The following is a 16,026-nucleotide window of genomic DNA, read 5'->3' as shown; positions in this document are numbered from 1 at the left end:
CAGAGATCGCAACTCTGGCTCAAAGCTTGCAGTGGTCGAGACGACCTGGAAAAATCGCAAAGGCGGCGCCGCGACTTCCGCCGGTCACAGCGGCAGCCCTCTGCGCTCATGAGCACTGTTGGAGATTGTGAAAGTGGCGATTGGCATCGTGAAGTGGTTCAATCCTGAAAAGGGGTATGGATTCATCAGACCTGAGGACGGCAGCGCTGACGTATTCGTTCATATATCGGCGGTTCAAAAGGCCGGTCACACAACTTTAGCTGAGGGCGCGCGCGTGAGCTACGAGCTCCTCCCCGGTCGCTCCGGCAAGACGTCGGCTGAAAACCTTCGGGTTGGCTGATGCCCGAACTGCGCCGCTGCTACGCCAGCGGATTGGGAGGGAATTCCACCAATGTTGTGCCACCCGCCCAACTCACCTAACGAGTAGCTCAACCTCGCTGGATCTTCCAAAACTGCTTGATCACCCATCCTCCTGCGTGAGGTTCCGGAACTCAGCCCGTCCAGCTATTTGTTGCCTGGTCGATGGCCAACGCCACAAAAGCATTCGATTGTGGGTGGCCTACAATGGAGTCGAGCGCACCGGGAGAGCGATTTTGATCGCGGCAGGCTCGGGTGCGCCTTTGAATCGAATCAGCATCAGCTTGCATGACGTTAGTCGCAGCGCAGTTTGGACCCACGGCCTTGAATGCTGAGCTTGCAAGGAAGTTAGGCTAGCTTAACGGATTCCGATTAGGCACCGGAGATATGTATCGGATGACTGCGATCGACGGACGCTGGCGAGCCTTTCGGGGTTATTGATGAGCCTCGGTCCGCTTTGCTCTTGTGGAAAGGGCATGTTCAGCGCATTGCTTCGATCGCGCGAGAGCTAAGTCGGCGAGCAGGTAATCGAGGTCGTGTTCCGGCCGGTCGACGATGGCGTGACGGGATTGGGATCGGCCCCTGCGAGATTGGCGATCAGGGTCCTGATCCTCTTATTAGCTGGTTTCAGGCGGCGGCGCTTGCCTGTTCGGATTGTTCTGCCGGCGTCGAGGCGCCCATAGCTTGCAGTGGCGGTTCAGATGCCGAGGCCAATGAGACGTGCTTGAGAAGGGCAAACACGTCCATTCCGCCCTTGAGTCCCAGCGAATCGAACGAGTAACGCGTGATGCGGGCCAAAATGTCGGTACCCGAGCCGCCGGTGCCGAGCGCAAGCACCAGAGTCATCTCGGACGCGCCGAGCGGCAAACACGCTTTAATCCGCGCCGGAAAGACATTGATGATGGTGCTTGAGCGCGGCTCTTCGCGCGTGACGCTGACATCGCTGGCTGCGATGCGCAGCCGCTGGTGCGCGCCGGGTGCAAGCGGCGCCGCTGGCACCAAAAGGCGTGCACCTTTGAGACGGAGGATGAGTAGCCCGTAGCGCCCGTCATAGCCGCCGACCACGGCATCAAGGCTAACGGCGGCTTCGTGACCCGCCGCAAGGGGCAGCGCCGGATCACTCTGCAAAGTATGCAGCGGCCCGGTCGCGGTAATCGTGCCACGCTCCATCATCACAAGGTGATCGGCAAGGTATTCGATCTCAGCCATATCATGGCTGATGTAGATTATCGGCACGGCGAGCTTTTCATTCAGGCGCTTTAGACGTGGCAAAATCTCACGCTTGGCGCGGCGATCCAGGGCGCCAAGCGGCTCGACCATCAGAAGCACTCTGGGCTGCGACAATAGCGCGCGGCCGATGGCGACGCGCTGCCGCTCGCCGGTGGATAGATGCGCTGGCGAGCGGTCGAGCAACGACGTTATGGCGAGCAATTCGGTCACCTCATCAAGCGCAATCGGCCTTGGACTGCGTTTGGGGGCGGCGTAAAGCAAGTTGCGCCTGATCGACAAATGCGGAAAGAGGCTCGGCTCCTTAAGGACATAGCCGATCGGACGAAGATGGGGCGCGCGGAACGTCGTCTCGTCCTGCCACACCTCACCATCGATGACGCAAAAACCGGCCGAGAACCGCTCGAGCCCTGCGATGCAGCGCGCCACCGTGGTCTTGCCGCAACCTGGAGGCCCAAAGATCCCGGCCACGCCTTTGGCTGGTATGCTGAACTGCGCGTTCAGGGGAAAACTAGCGCGCTTCTCGCTGAACGCGACTTCGATCCGGCCCGGTGTGGCTGTCCTCACGTGCTCCTCCGTCGGAGGTATTTATCGATCAAGGTCAAGATCAGGATGACAACAAAGGCGAACATCAACATGCCGCCCGCAACCCAGCTTGCCTCGTGCCAGCGCGATGCTTTGACATAGTCGAAGAGAAAGGCGGAGAGTACTTTGGTGTGGCCAGGAATGTTACCGCCAACCATCAGCACGACCCCGAATGCGGCGATCGTATGCGCAAAGCCGAGCACGGCGGCGGTGAGAAAAGCCGGTCCTGCCAAAGGTAGTGCGACCGTAAGGAAGGCATATGACGGCGACGCGCGCAGAGTGGCTGCAATTTCCAGCGGTTGGTCGCCCATGGTAGCGAAGGCGTTGCGGATTGGCTGCACGACAACAGGCAGCGCGCTCAAAACCGATCCGATAACGACCCCTGCGAAGGTGAAGGCAAGCGTGCGCTCGCCCCAGAGAGAGGCGAGCATGCCGCCCGGACCGGTGGGGCCGAGCAAGGCCAGCAGATAGAAGCCGAGCACCGGTTGCGGCAACATTGGTGGCAGTACGATGATCGTCGCCACTGCGTCGCTCCACATGCTCTTCGAACGCGCTAGCCACCACGCGAGCGGCGTACCAAGTATCACGAGGATCACGGTCGTGATGCTTGCGAGCTCGATTGTCAGTCTGACCGACACCCATATGTCTGAAAGCCTTCCATCCATGTCAACTCTGCGCTTGTGTCGCGGAGCCGTGCTGCGCGAAGCCTGTGTGGGTTTCCGGGCCTTTGAGAAAATCGATGAGGGAAAGTCGACCCTTTAACCAAGCCTCAAAAAGGATGGCGTGCTGCCGCAGGGGATCAGAAGACTGCTGCGGCCCCAACCACTGAGCGCCGGTTCCGCCATCCGTGAGCTCCGAAAGCGCAACGCATCCAGGTTCGATATTGGCAATCGCGGCAAATTGACCGGATTGCGTCTTCGTCTTCTCGACCCGCGCTTGTTGCACCATTTCGCGGACGCCGATCGCTTTCATCTCCCCCGGCGGAGTTGGGCCAAAAGACGGTGCGGCCGGAATCCAGGTACACGGCTTTGCAAAACGGAGAGTCTTGACGGTCTCCGCACCATTCACAAGGGCTACACTCGAACTCCGAAGTACGAACCTACGGGGCGCTTCGGTGAAATGTCCGCCAAAACCATTCTCGACCAGTTTGCATAGGCAAAAGCGATTGCCTGAGAGAAATGCCTGATGTGAGACGGGTTGTGTGGTCTGTCTGAACGACCTTTCGCTTGCGCCACAAAACAAGTTCGCCTCGTGCCGGTTCCTCCGGTTTAGTGATGTGCCAGCATCTTTGGGCAGCCTGGGCCCGTTCGTAGCCAGGGCCAGGGTGATGTTCGCCGCTTTCGGATTTCCAAGCATCAGCAGCATCAGGATTGAATTGATCAGGAACAATCGGACAAGCATCATCGGAAACTCCGGACATAGGCTCGCGGCGACCACTTTGGCCGCGGCGGCACCTACGCCCCTCGCGCCAGCAATCGGCGTGCCACTCGCGGAATATGGTTGCGTGCGCTGCGGGAGGATAGTGAAACAAGTGCTGGTGCACGCTGGAGTTCTTGAACGGATGAGCAGCCTCGTCAGGTTCCCGACATCGGCGGCTTCAACTGAACATCGATGGGCAGACAAGACGAAGGCTGAAGATGATAGCGGCCTCGTCCTTGTTTGAACGTCTGCTTGAAGCGCCCTATGACTGTTTCATGACAACGCGCTTGGCACCGTCGCATGGCGACGAGCGCTCAGTGGGCCGAGCGCGCACCAAGAGAGCGGCCGCGTGCCGGAAGCGCCTTGAGTTCACAAATGGTGGCTGGATGCATCTTGCCAAAAGGTGCGCCTGCCTCAAATTCTTGGAAGCGCGCCACTGCGAAGGTGCCGCCAGCAACGGAACAGACAGCTCCCGAGCAGCCGAATCTATGACGCCTCGGTTTCTTCTTATCAAGGCAGTCCGGCGCTAGCCTGAATGCTAGAAGCAACTCCGCGTGCCGGCAAGCAAACATGCGCCACCCGGTCCTAGCAATCGGTTCGCAGCTCCCACGGCGAGTGGATGACGGCCTGCGAGTGGAGTCTGCCAACGAGAGCTTGATGGCGATCAAACGCGTGCCAGATCATTCCAATTAAGATGCCTTCGCATCCGACATGAGAAGTCTCGATAGGAATGCGACGGATTACGCAACGGTCGGGCGCGAGTGATAAAGTATGAGTTGAGCGGGAGTAGATCTCGGACGGTGAGCAGACAGCCATTCAGACCGTTCGGGCTTGGTCACCTAGATTGTCTTGTTGCGGAGCGCGTGAAATGGTGACCGAATTGGCGTCATCACAAAATTTCAAAGCCTGTCTTTGCCGATGAAACTAAGCGTGGGCAGATCATCTACCGCGAGCTGATCCCGCATGGCGTGCGCCCCGACGAACGAGCGGCCGCCAACAGCAGGCGTTGGTGGCGCAACTCGACGATCGCGCTCAACAAAGCGCTACCGAATGACCTCCTCAACTACCCTGGCCGCATGACCTCAACCCATCGAACCGCCCGGTGCGGACCCGCACGCCGGTTGGTGTGGCAGGGGAGGTGGAGACAACTTCCATGCCCCTATGCCGATCAACTTTCCGATGATCACGAGTCGCGCCGATGCCGACAATCGCCCAGACCCGGGATGCGGCAGGCCGATCGATCTTGCCCAGCCGCACAACACCGGCTGCGGTGAGCTCAATCCAACCGCCAGCGCACCGCAAATGCTTCGAAGCGCTCTGTCGACATGCTAGCCGAGGCCATAACCCCTGTACGGCGCTTGGGGCACCCAAGAGACCCTCTAGCGGCCTCCCAGCCTCTCCCACGAGCAGGTACCTTGAATCAGATGCGTATTCCACCATTGAGCTTTTGCCGACACGCCCAACCGTGAAACCGCCCATCAAAACGATAAAGGCCGTTCAGTTTCTGGAATGAACGATGCGCGCGGCAGTGTGCAGACGTAACTCAGGATGCGAAAACTGCCAGCATTAGTAGGTTTGTTGTTCGCGTTTCTCAGGTATCGAGGAAGCCATCTGAAAGACAAGCGCGACGCGGCTTCGGGAGACAATCATGCTTAGCAAGGCGCGTAAAATCGAATGCAGGCATAATATCGCCGGCTTACACAGACGGCGTGTTCGCCCGAATAAGAGGTCTCTGGACGTTGACCACGCGCGGATGGCGCTGTCGCGGAATACAGTCGCGTGCGGCTGGGCGTACGCCACACCAAAATACGCGACCCGGATAGATTCTACGTCTTGAACACAAAGCGACAACTTTGGCAGCGGCAGTCTCGTCGGCATTCCCCAAGCACATAGAAATGGTCTCGATCAAGTCGATGAAGAAAAAATGGGCTCAGACAGGCGGGGCTCAGCTGCACGAAATCAACGGTCTGGAATGCATCGTCATCAACCTGGCGCCCGGAGTCAGGCAGAAAGAACATCTATCGCAAAAACCAAATGCGCTAGCGCGATGTCTACCTACAAATGGACCCTAAAATGAATACCGATCTCTTCGCGGCTCATGAGTCCAACGTTCGTCGTTATGGGCGCTCGTTTCCCACAGTCTTCACAAAGGCCCTTGGCGCAACGATCTGGGATGAGGGGGGTAAGAACTATATCGATTTTCTTGTGGGATCCGGCGCACTGAATTACGGACACAACAATCCCAGCATTCTTACACCAGGAATTGAATATCTCGCTAGCGGGAACATTCTGTTGTCGCTTGATATGTACACGGCGGCAAAGCGTGACTTCATTGAAGTGTTTGTCGAGTCAATCCTGAAACCCAGGGGCCTTTCGTACAAGATACAGTTTCCTGGACCGACCGGCACAAACGCTAACGAAGCTGCGCTCGCGCTAGCGCGAAAATATACAGGCCGGTCGAGCGTCATGGCCTTCTCAAATGCATTCCACGGCATGTCGCTCGGTTCCTTGGCGGTATCTGGTTCTGCGTCGACCAAGGATTTGGGTGGCGTTCCTCGCCACGATGTAATCCGCATGCCATATGACAGCTATCCGAACGAAGCTTTTAATTCCGCGAGCTACATTGACTGCGTGCTGGGAGATCCCGGCAGTGGCATAGAGATGCCCGCTGCAATCATTCTGGAAACGATCCAGGCAGAAGGCGGCATGAACTCGGCTTCCGCAGCGTGGCTCGCAGAAATTCAGCGCATTTGCCGTAAGTACGGCATTGTCTTCATCGTCGACGACATTCAGGCAGGGGCAGGACGTACGGGCGATTTCTTTTCTTTTGAGTTCGCGAAGATCGAACCCGACATCGTGTGCCTTTCGAAATCCTTGAGCGGTTCCGGTAATCCGCTCGCCATTGTTCTGATCCGACCCGACATGGATATATGGAATCCGGGAGAACATAGCGGGACCTTTAGAGGCAACAATCTAGCCTTCGTGACCGCGGGGGCCATGTGCAAGATGTGGTCGAACAAGCAGTTCGTTGCGAGCGTCGAGCGGACGGCCATCAACTTGCAAGAACACCTTGATCGCCTTGTCACGAAGTTTTCCAGTCTCATTGAACAAAAGCGCGGGCGGGGTCTGATGGCCGGCCTCAAGTGCCGCTCACACGCCGTTGTCGGCCGCGTGCACGATGTCGCCTTTGAAAATGGCCTGCTCATCGAATCGTCAGGGCCAAATCGCGACGTCATCAAAGTCCTGCCGCCGATAACGATCACCGACGACGAACTCAATCGCGGCATCGCCATCCTTAATCAAGCACTACAGGAGCAAGCCAATGGTAACTGCCCAAGTATCCCAAGCCCCAGCGACCTCGCCTCTTGCAATCAGTGAGCGGACTGGCTCAATCAGCACTGCGGAGATTATCTCAATCCTGAAAGGTGAGATCACCGGCTTGCACATCAAACAAGGCTTCAGTCTCGAAGTAGCCGAGGAGATCACCGCGAACTTTACTCGAAGTCCCGGTCTCAAGGAGCGGAAAGATGGCGTTCCCGGACAGTATATCGGCGCATCTCACTACAGGAAGGATGCAGCCAGCTATTTCGCAGAGGCAGAGAATGAGCAGCCGTTCGTCGACGCCCTCTTTGGCAATTTGGTTGATCCGGTCCGCGGATTGTTCGACGCGTTGAGGCGCGAGCTTCACAAGCACGGCATTGAATTGCGGCTGGCCAGCTCAAAGTACGGCCAGGCTAACATTTGTCGCGCTATCTGTTGGTCTGGCACCGGAACGTATGTTTTGGAGCCTCACGATGACCTTGCTCAGGTCCTATGCGCCGGCGACCTGGCTGCTGTGGCCAAAAACACCGTTGTAGCGCTCAACTTCTATCCTAGCATGCCCGAGGCAGGTGGCGATCTGAGGATCTGGAGCCATAAGCCGACAGCTGCCGACCGAAAGTCGCAGGGTGTCGAAGCCACGGGCTATCCCTATTCGACAGCTTATCTGGAGGCCGTTCCTTCTCACGAGTTCAAGCTTCAGGCCGGGGATATCGCTCTGATCGATGGCGGCTTCATTCACGGCGTCACCCGACAATTAGGGGATGGTAAGCGTCGCCTGCTGCTGAACTGCTTCTTCGGGTTTGCAAGGCCCGATCTTGTTCTTTGGTGGACCTAAAACTAGACGAAGCAAAGAGTGAGCTTCGCGGCCCCAAAACCGTCAACATGCTTGTAAAGCCGGCGTCGGCTCTCGAACACCTGTCTGATGCGCCTCGATGGCGGCGCATAGTTAGGCTTTGATTGCATAACGGCCGCAATCGCCGGGGCGACGACACGTACGAACTGGCGGTTGACGTGATCCAGCGGGCATGGCGCAGCCTTGTCGCTGATGGTGGTCTTGACGGATTTGCCGGGATTACCCCTTGCAAACCCATGTCCCGCATCAATCGCGAGACTGTGCAACGGGCAACATCGAAGCCTTCGCGCTTGAGCTGTCGCCAGACCTTGCGCACGCCGTAGACGGAGAAGTTCTGATCGAAGACGCGCCGGACCTCTATCTAAGGGCCACATCCTGCTTGGCCCGGGCCGACAGCTTGGCTGGATCGCGCCGCTTCGCGACATGAGCGTGGTCGGTCGAGGGGGCGATCGGCAGGACCTTGCAGATCGGCTCGACCCCCATGCGCCCCACGATGATCGTCGATCAAGGCGATCATGGCTTGGACCGGCGGTCGAGCTCCGTCGTCGCAAAATAGGCGCTTGCCTTGCGCAGGATCTCGTTGGCCTGCCGGAGCTCCCGGTTCTCCCGCTCGAGGGCCTTCAGCTTCTCGGCCATATCGGTCGGAACGCCGGCCCGCTGCCCGCTATCGACCTCGGCCTTCTTGACCCAGTCATGCAGCGTCTGCGGCGTACAGCCGCTCTTGGCGGCAATCGACGTCACTGTCGCCCAGCGCGAGGAATGCTCGCTCGCGTGATCCAGAACCATCCGAACCGCACGGGCCCGGACCTCGGGTGAAAACTTGTTTGTCTTGCCTGTCATAGCTCCATCCTCTCAGGAGTTGGAGCCTCCGGCAAACCCGGGGCGGTTCACGGCTATCGATTGCAGAACTGAATCCAGGATGTAAGTCGGCTTGGACGGTACTGGTGGAGCGCGTATGTGACGGGCCACGACGCGACGATCCGCGATCGGAGGCCCTTCGATACGATAACGCTCGAACGCGACCGGGCAGGGCGGGTGAAACGCGCAACCGCTCGGCGCATTGTTGTGGCTGGGCAGCTCACCCATCACCGGAACCTCTTTCCGAACTCGCGGCGGTCAGACACTGGGCGGCCGCGATCTTGTCAGCGGGTCAACAGCGGATTCTCAGTTCGCCGTAGCTTTCGTACACATCGGCGTCGTGATGCCGATTACGGCAGCCTGCCGCAGACACGCGCCAAGATCGATCGACTGACGCCGGTGCCCAGGGGGCGTTTCACTGGCCGAAGCTATACTTGGTCGAACGTTCAGCATCTGATCTCTCTCCAATTGGAGCCAGCCACCCTCGCGTCCGCGAGGCGTGCTTAACTACAGTTGTCATTGTTGTCATTGTTGCACGTCGTCCTATCGTGATGAGCTGCGCTCTAACGGCGAATCGTCACGGATCGTACAGCATTAATAATGCACGAGAACGCTACCTACTACCTACTCTGGTGAGGGAATATCGGGGCAATGGGGCGCTCAGAGCTGGCTCCAGGCGAACGAACGCCAGCGCGCTGGCGGAGCAGTTCAACGTGCGCACCAATTAAATCTCGGCGTAAGGCCTACCCTTACTGCCGGCCCCGATGTTTTCAGTGCTGGCGGCGGCAACCCTGTGGCGCTTCCCACCGCCGTTGTGAAGAAGCTACATGCCTCAGAGTTCCTCGTTTTGCAAACGACTACAACTTCCGCGCCGCGGGTAATCAACGGGCATGGCATTGCATTGTTCACAGCTCGGCCGGGGCACGTTTCCTTCCAGCACGCCGATCCGAACGGGCGCTCGAGCATGCGCCGGACGCGCACAGCTTCCGGACCGGTGTGGAAAGCCACGGCTTGCCGATCCAGCGCGCGCTCCCACTGGGTCGAGCGGTTGCGCTGACGCAAATAATCGAGCCAGGTCGGGCAGTGTTAGCGCTCGGTCCAGAGTTCGGGATCGGCAATATCACGAGCAATCGACCAGCCATAGGCACCGTTGCGCTGGCGAAATAGTTGGACGTCCTGCATCACATTATGGGACGCGCGCGCATTCTCCTGCGCCACCCTGTATTCGATCTCCACCACAAGCGGCCCACTGCGTCCGGTCAACGGCAGGCGTATCTTGGGATCCTCAAGCATCTCAGCCTCTTCGCGCCGCTCGCTGATCCGCGGCATGGGCAACCACAGCCCCAAGAGCGGTGAGACCACCAGCAGGGCGGCCGAGATCAGAAGTGCCGTCTCGACATCAGCGAGATCGGCGAGGCGGCCCCAGCCCCAACTACCAATGGCAATCCCGCCTGAACTCGTTGCCTGATAAGCCGCGAGCGATCGCCCTGCCACCCAGCGTGGCGCCGACAGCTGCACGCCAATGCTGAAGAGCACCCACGCCATCATCCACACGGCTCCTGCCAACACCAACGCGACCGCTGTCAGGGCCGGCTCGCGGCTCAGCGCCACAGCGGCGATCGCCCCGCCCATCGACAGCGCGCAGGTGCGGATCGCGGCCTCCCCGCTCATGCGCTTGCGGACCTGCGTTATGTTGAGCGCGCCGATCACGGCGCCGAGACCAAAGGCGCTCAGCATGATCCCATAGGTTTGTGCGCCGCCGTGCAGAAGATCGCGCGCCACCAGCGGCATCAGCGCGATGATCGCGCCGCCTATCACGCCAGTGACATGGAGCGGGCCAGCACGATCTTGATTGATGGCGAATTAATGATGTAGCGCACGCCCGAAACGATGGCGCGGTTGAACTTTTCAGGAGGCAGACGCGAGGGTACGGCTGTGCGTTTCCAAAGGAAAAGCGCAAGCATTAACGGCAGATAGAGGAGCGCGTTGAGCGCGAAGGCAGCCACTGCGCCCGCCGCCGCAACGACAATGCTGCCGACCGCCGGCCCCACGCTGCGCGCGATATTGTAGCTGACGCCGTTCAGCGCGACGGCCGCAGGCAGTGCTTCAGTGCCATACCGCCGCCGACGGCGAAACAGAACGCCAGCAGGAGATTCGGCGTAGTGAGGCCCTGCCAGTCCAACACGCAGCGCGGTTGCGCCGCAAAGCTCAATCGAAAGCGCAACGAGCCCTAAAATGCGGCGGTCGTACATGTCGGCAATAGCACCGGCCGGCATCGAAATCAGCATAACCGGCAGCATGAGCGCCGTCTGCACCAGCGCGATCTGGTCCGCGAACGACGTCATCTGCGTCATCGCCCAGGCCGCGCCGACGCCCTGGATGAGAATGCCGAGGTTGGTGAGCAAGCTCGCAAGCCAGATGCGGCGGAAGGCCGGATAGCGCAGCAGCGCGGTGATGCCGTCGGCGTGCGACGGTCGGGGCTCGAACTGACGGGTCATCTCGGTTCCTGCATCGCTTCCGATGGCTTGATGCTGAACCAGATCAGTGATGGTCCGGGAAATTTGGTCGGTCGCAAGTGGGCTACCGCTTCATCTAGCTAGTGTGTCTTGCGCAGATTTGTACCCAAGAGCCTTACAAGACCCGGCAACGTCATGAGATATCCGAGGGAATTCGCGACTGCCACTTCTCGCATGAGAGTTCGCCTCTCGCTCTGTGAGCCTGAGCGCCGAGCCCCCTCAAACTTCTCTGTCCGTCTGGGCGACATGGCTGCGCTGTTGCCGGGGTCGGATGTGATGATGATGTCTAATGCACGGGCGGAGCTCCCCGCGGTCAGGTAGCACATATCCTGCTCGGTTCCGGTTCGACTTCGAAATTGATGCGCTAGCGTAACGGCTGAACATCCCATGACGTGACGCTTCCCGGAAGCGAGGTAACTATTTCGTCAGCGGATGGCTGGTCAGGGCGCTTGGGGCACCCAGGTAATTGGACGCGAGCCTTCCTCGGTCTCTATCTCCTAAATTAATCTGAAAAGAACTCTCCTCAGCTCAGCTTTGGCAACGTCATAGAGTAGAGGATCGACAGTGCGGATTTTTTGCGTTTTACGCGCGTGAGCGACGAAAAACCGCGCACCACACAATCAGAGTCGAGCAGGGGCCCATAGGCCTTTCGTCAATCGTCGGATGGAGCCTCGATTGGAATGGCAAAGCCCGCCTTTACGCGATCTACTATGACCATTGTCTTGAAGCCCTTGATGTTCGAGTTCTCATAGAAGAACCGCCTGGTGAATTGCTCATAATCTTCCATGCTGCGCGCGGTAATGTATAGGGCAAAGTCAGCGTCGCCGGTGACGTAAAATCCATTGACGACTTCAGCTGATGACTTGATGGCCTTCTTGAACCTATCGATTATATCTGAACGTTCCCGCTCTAGGCTTACCAACACAAGCATCTGAATAGATCTTCCCACCGCCTTCGGCGAAACGATCGAGACGTCGGCCTCGATGATGCCTTCCGAGCGCATCCGCTTCAGGCGTCGTTGACACGCCGTAGCAGAAAGCCCCGCCATTTCGCCGATCACCTCGGACGTTAGACGGTTGTTCTTTTGCACGATCTCGAGGATGCGGGCGTCTGTTCGATCATATGGCATAATCGGCTCCAACACCGGGGTGAATTGCAGCGCCAAACGGCGGTGTCATGCAGGAAATCCTCCAAAGGACGCGAGATACGATGCAAATATATTCGCGATATCAGTATCCTGAATGTATGCGCATTTCAAGAAACGGCGCCCGGGATATTCAGGTGGTCTTTCAAACTATTCGGCATCGGATATCCACATCGTGGCAAGCGACAAGCCCGCCGCGACGAGGCTTCATGACCGTTGTGCTTGCTCACGTGACGGATGACGCGTCGATCGCGAAGGTAAGGTACGTTCGGCCGGGCTGCAGCAACGTGCTCGCACGCTCCAATGATTCGGATCTTGGGCTCACCGGTTTTGTCTATACCGGCGACCCGCACGGGCCCCTGCGCCTCACGAAGCTGCCTGATTACGGCATCGTGGCGCTTGGCGCCCCAAAGTTCGCGGCGCCTATCCGTTTGGGCGCACGGAAGCCGTCGGTGTCGTCCGTGAGAGCTCGAAGCGCGATCTCGCCGAGAATCTTGAACCCAAATACATCTGCTTCGCGAACCCTGCAGCTTGAGAGAGTGGTGCACAATGACAATCAATATCAAAGAAATTAGCGAAAAGGATAAAAACAGCGTTCTGCATCCCTTCACGCAGCTCAAGGATTTTGCGACCGGCAAGCTTGGTGAGCCGACGATCGTCGAAACTGGTAAGGGCATCCGAATTCAGGACGCGCGCGGCAATCAGCTGATCGACGGCTTCGCCGGCATGTACTGCGTCAACGTTGGTTATGGGCGAACCGAAGTCGCTGAAGCAATCTCGCGCCAGGCCTACCGTCTCGCGTACTACCACTGCTATGCGGCGCACACGACGGACGAGCTCGCGATCCTCTCCGATCGTCTCGTCAGGATGGCGCCAGGAAAGATGAGCAAAGTGTTCTACGGCATGTCGGGTTCCGATGCCAATGAGACACAGGCAAAGCTCGTCTGGTACTATAACAACCTTCGAGGTAAGCCGAACAAAAAGAAGATCATCTCGCGCGAGCGTGGTTATCACGGCTGCAGCGTCCTTTCCGGCTCGATGACCGGGATGAGCTTCTACCACGACCAGATGGATCTTCCGCTGCCGCAAATTGTGCATACCGGTGTTCCGCATCATTACTGGGGCGCCAACCCCGAGGAGACCGAACGCGAATTCTCCGCCCGGCGCGGGGTTGAGCTCGATCAGCTCATCGAACGTCTCGGATCGGACAACGTGGGCGCGTTTATCGCTGAACCAGTGCTCGGCACAGGTGGGATCACGCCGCCTCCGGAGGGTTACTGGGAAGCTATCCAGGCCGTTCTCAAGAAGCACGATATTCTGCTGATCGCTGACGAAGTAATCACCGGCTTCGGCCGCACCGGTTCAATGTTCGGTTCGCAACATTATGGAATCGAGCCCGACCTTATCACGGTCGCCAAGGGTCTGACGTCCGGTTACTTTCCGCTTTCCGCTGCGATCATCGGGTACAAGGTCTACAAGGTTTTGGAGGACGGTGCTGACCGGGTTGGCGCATTTTCGCACGGCTACACTTATTCGGGTCATCCGGTCGGCGCGGCTACGGCAAATGCCGTGCTCGACATTGTGGAGCAAGAGAATCTTCCCGGAAACGCCCGCGAGGTTGGCGCCTATTTCCAAGCCCAGCTCAAGGAGAAGTTCGCGCAGTTGCCGATCGTCGGTGAAGTGCGGGGGGTGGGCCTGATGGGCGCGATCGAGTTCGTCGGCGGCCGCGACAAAAAGAGGCGGTTCGATCCATCCCTCAAAGTCGGTGCTCGCGTCTCGAAGGCGGCTCGCGACCGCGGCTTGATCGCCCGCCCCATGCCGCATGGCGACATTCTCGGCTTCGCTCCGCCCCTCGTGACCACCAAGGCTGACATCGATGATATCGTTTCGATCGCTGAAAGTGCGGTCCGCTCTGTCATGGACGAGCTCCTTCGCAGCGGCGAGAAGATCTGACGAGTAGTGGCCGCTTGCGCTGCGGCCACCACTCCTGCAACCCTGATGTACGATCTATCATCGATTCCTCTCACGTTCGCAGAGACGTTTGAGGGAAGGGCGTTGATCGCTTTGGGCTGAAATTGCAGGAGTACGCCAATGCCTCGATCACGATAGTCCGGCTGGACCTGACGGCGGACCAAGTACCTGGACATTGCCCTGAGTCATCTACGATCGGTAGTTTTGCCAGGCACGCTACTAACCAGTACACGGCATTCAACGACAGGGCGACGATACACGCATGTTTGACAGCATGAACTACAAACTCTTTATCGATGGAACGTGGCGCCCAGGCGGTAGCGGCACCGATCTGGCCCTTGTCAATCCAGCTACCGAGCAGGAATTCGGCCGCGTAGCCGTTGCGTCGGCGCCGGATCTCGATGATGCTTTGAGGTCTGCGCAAATGGCGTTGCTGCGCTGGTGCAATACACCGGCCAAGGAGCGCGGTGCGCTACTCGTTCGCGCCGCCCGAATTCTAAGAGGAAATATTGACGCCGCAGCAGCCGCGCTTTCCAGAGAGCAGGGCAAGACTTTGGCCGAAGCGAGGGGCGAGTACGCGCGTGCGGTCGAAACGCTGGAGTGGAATGGTACTCACGCAGAGGAGTTATCCGCACCATTTCCTATCGATGCGAATAGGATGATCGTACCGGAAGCGATTGGCGTAGTCGGCGCATTCACGCCCTGGAACTACCCAGCCGTCCTCAACGCACGGAAACTTGCCGCCCCAATCGCAGCCGGTTGCCCTGTAATCCTGAAAGGGGCAGAAGAAACTCCAAGCCCAGGGGTCTATATTGTCGCGGCGTTAGAGGAGGCAGGGATTCCGCCTGGCGTTGTGAATCTAGTTTTTGGCGATCCGCCGATGATTTCCGAACACCTACTCGGTTCTCCGGTTGTCCGGGTTCTGTCCTTCACCGGCTCAACCCCGGTTGGCAAGCAGCTTGCGAAGATCGCAGCGACCAATCTCCAGCGCTGCGTTCTAGAGCTCGGCGGCCACTCCCCTGTCGTTGTCTTTGAAGACACAGACATCTCGAAGGCGGTTTCTGCGATCGCCGAATACAAGTTTGAGTGCGCAGGTCAGAGCTGCAACGCTCCCAGCCGCATTTTAGTCGCGCGGCCGATTTATGAGGAGTTTCTGGCAAGACTGGTCCAGTGGGCAAGAAAGATCAAAGTTGGCATGCCCGACGATCCGGAGACGGACATGGGACCAATGGCGAACGCAAGACGCATTGAGGCGATGGCGCGCCTGACGAAGGATGCGGTGGATCGCGGAGCAAGAATCGAAACCGGTGGTAAACGGATTGATCGCCTGGGCTTTTACTGGGCGCCAACAATTCTGAGCAACGTCAACACCGAATCAGACGTGCTTCGCGAGGAGCCGTTCGGGCCGATCCTTACGGTCGCCCCCTTCAATACGATTGAAGAAGCAATTGAGGAGGCGAACGCGACTGAATACGGGCTGGCATCTTATGTCTTCAGCGACTCGCCTGACATTCAGAAGCGAATGATTCGCGGCCTTTCGGCAGGTGCGATCAGCGTCAATCATCTCAAAGGCGTCTCTGCGGATGCACCAAACGCCGGCATTAAGCAGAGCGGTTACGGTTATGAAGGTGGAGCCGAAGGAATGAGGATCTTCCAAAACCTGAAGCTCGTTAACGGAGCCAATGCTGTGGCTGTCGAAATGCGCAGCCCAATCGCCTGACTTCACAATGCACTGGCAAAAGGGTTGCCCGCTGGAGCAGCGCGAAGCGTGCATT

The 16,026-nt window shown here is 58.5% G+C and carries 10 protein-coding genes, 2 pseudogenes and 1 other annotated feature; of the genes and pseudogenes, 5 read left to right on the top strand and 7 right to left on the bottom strand.

Annotated elements, in window-relative coordinates; all coding sequences use genetic code 11:
* Nucleotides 1-133 precede the first annotated feature (133 nt).
* On the top strand, nucleotides 134-340 hold the full coding sequence (locus tag JJB99_RS31910) for a cold-shock protein (protein ID WP_200500388.1): 207 nt from the start codon (nucleotides 134-136) through the stop codon (nucleotides 338-340).
* Between the two features lie 644 nt (nucleotides 341-984).
* On the opposite strand, the gene modC is transcribed toward JJB99_RS31910, so the two are convergent.
* From modC to JJB99_RS31895, 3 genes are read right to left on the bottom strand one after another with little or no spacing between them, the layout of a single operon-like run.
* Nucleotides 985-2,151: a molybdenum ABC transporter ATP-binding protein gene (gene modC / locus JJB99_RS31905; RefSeq protein ID WP_200496116.1), complete on the bottom strand. Its 1,167-nt coding sequence runs from the start codon at nucleotides 2,149-2,151 to the stop codon at nucleotides 985-987.
* Nucleotides 2,148-2,834, bottom strand: coding sequence for a molybdate ABC transporter permease subunit (gene modB, locus JJB99_RS31900; protein WP_200496115.1), 687 nt, complete (start codon nucleotides 2,832-2,834; stop codon nucleotides 2,148-2,150). Before modB ends, modC begins: the two co-directional genes overlap by 4 nt.
* Nucleotide 2,835: 1 nt before the next feature.
* Nucleotides 2,836-3,573, bottom strand: a complete 738-nt coding sequence (locus JJB99_RS31895; RefSeq protein WP_200496114.1) for a hypothetical protein — start codon at nucleotides 3,571-3,573, stop codon at nucleotides 2,836-2,838.
* A 2,088-nt stretch (nucleotides 3,574-5,661) separates the two neighbouring features.
* Here JJB99_RS31895 and ectB point away from each other — a divergent pair.
* Entirely contained in the window at nucleotides 5,662-6,966 is a 1,305-nt protein-coding gene (gene ectB / locus JJB99_RS31890) for a diaminobutyrate--2-oxoglutarate transaminase (RefSeq protein WP_200496113.1), read from the top strand.
* Nucleotides 6,911-7,744: a 2OG-Fe(II)-dependent halogenase WelO5 family protein gene (locus tag JJB99_RS31885; RefSeq protein ID WP_200496112.1), complete on the top strand. Its 834-nt coding sequence runs from the start codon at nucleotides 6,911-6,913 to the stop codon at nucleotides 7,742-7,744. Before ectB ends, JJB99_RS31885 begins: the two co-directional genes overlap by 56 nt.
* A gap of 161 nt (nucleotides 7,745-7,905) precedes the next feature.
* Here the strand turns inward: JJB99_RS31885 and JJB99_RS31880 are convergent.
* From JJB99_RS31880 to JJB99_RS31870, 4 genes and pseudogenes are all read right to left on the bottom strand, one after another.
* Nucleotides 7,906-8,602, bottom strand: a pseudogene (locus JJB99_RS31880) (IS3 family transposase); the annotation flags it as partial.
* Nucleotides 8,204-8,321, bottom strand: a sequence feature (AL1L pseudoknot). It overlaps the preceding pseudogene by 118 nt.
* Before the next feature lie 726 nt (nucleotides 8,603-9,328).
* Nucleotides 9,329-10,411 (bottom strand): annotated as a pseudogene (locus tag JJB99_RS36735) (MFS transporter).
* A 23-nt stretch (nucleotides 10,412-10,434) separates the two neighbouring features.
* Complete coding sequence (locus tag JJB99_RS36730) at nucleotides 10,435-11,118, bottom strand: MFS transporter (protein ID WP_283816003.1); 684 nt, start codon at nucleotides 11,116-11,118, stop codon at nucleotides 10,435-10,437.
* A gap of 670 nt (nucleotides 11,119-11,788) precedes the next feature.
* On the bottom strand, nucleotides 11,789-12,265 hold the full coding sequence (locus JJB99_RS31870; protein ID WP_200500387.1) for an Lrp/AsnC family transcriptional regulator: 477 nt from the start codon (nucleotides 12,263-12,265) through the stop codon (nucleotides 11,789-11,791).
* A gap of 564 nt (nucleotides 12,266-12,829) precedes the next feature.
* Here JJB99_RS31870 and JJB99_RS31865 point away from each other — a divergent pair.
* Both JJB99_RS31865 and JJB99_RS31860 read left to right on the top strand, forming a co-directional pair.
* Complete coding sequence (locus JJB99_RS31865; protein WP_200496111.1) at nucleotides 12,830-14,233, top strand: aspartate aminotransferase family protein; 1,404 nt, start codon at nucleotides 12,830-12,832, stop codon at nucleotides 14,231-14,233.
* A gap of 280 nt (nucleotides 14,234-14,513) precedes the next feature.
* Nucleotides 14,514-15,971, top strand: a complete 1,458-nt coding sequence (locus tag JJB99_RS31860) for an NAD-dependent succinate-semialdehyde dehydrogenase (RefSeq protein ID WP_200496110.1) — start codon at nucleotides 14,514-14,516, stop codon at nucleotides 15,969-15,971.
* Nucleotides 15,972-16,026: the final 55 nt, after the last annotated feature.

The organism is Bradyrhizobium diazoefficiens, from assembly GCF_016616235.1.
Taxonomy (GTDB): Bacteria; Pseudomonadota; Alphaproteobacteria; order Rhizobiales; family Xanthobacteraceae; genus Bradyrhizobium; species Bradyrhizobium diazoefficiens_H.
Note: the sequence above shows the minus strand (reverse complement) of the source record. Positions and strands in the feature narration are given on the sequence as shown.

What these genes read in the sequence shown, in the direction of transcription:
- ectB (WP_200496113.1), top strand. Translation starts at nt 5,662, where the DNA reads ATGAATACCGATCTCTTCGCGGCTCATGAGTCCAACGTTCGTCGTTAT.
- JJB99_RS31860 (WP_200496110.1), top strand. Translation starts at nt 14,514, where the DNA reads ATGTTTGACAGCATGAACTACAAACTCTTTATCGATGGAACGTGGCGC.
- JJB99_RS31885 (WP_200496112.1), top strand. Translation starts at nt 6,911, where the DNA reads ATGGTAACTGCCCAAGTATCCCAAGCCCCAGCGACCTCGCCTCTTGCA.
- modB (WP_200496115.1), bottom strand. Translation starts at nt 2,834, where the DNA reads ATGGATGGAAGGCTTTCAGACATATGGGTGTCGGTCAGACTGACAATC.
- JJB99_RS36730 (WP_283816003.1), bottom strand. Translation starts at nt 11,118, where the DNA reads ATGACCCGTCAGTTCGAGCCCCGACCGTCGCACGCCGACGGCATCACC.
- JJB99_RS31895 (WP_200496114.1), bottom strand. Translation starts at nt 3,573, where the DNA reads ATGATGCTTGTCCGATTGTTCCTGATCAATTCAATCCTGATGCTGCTG.
- JJB99_RS31865 (WP_200496111.1), top strand. Translation starts at nt 12,830, where the DNA reads ATGACAATCAATATCAAAGAAATTAGCGAAAAGGATAAAAACAGCGTT.
- JJB99_RS31870 (WP_200500387.1), bottom strand. Translation starts at nt 12,265, where the DNA reads ATGCCATATGATCGAACAGACGCCCGCATCCTCGAGATCGTGCAAAAG.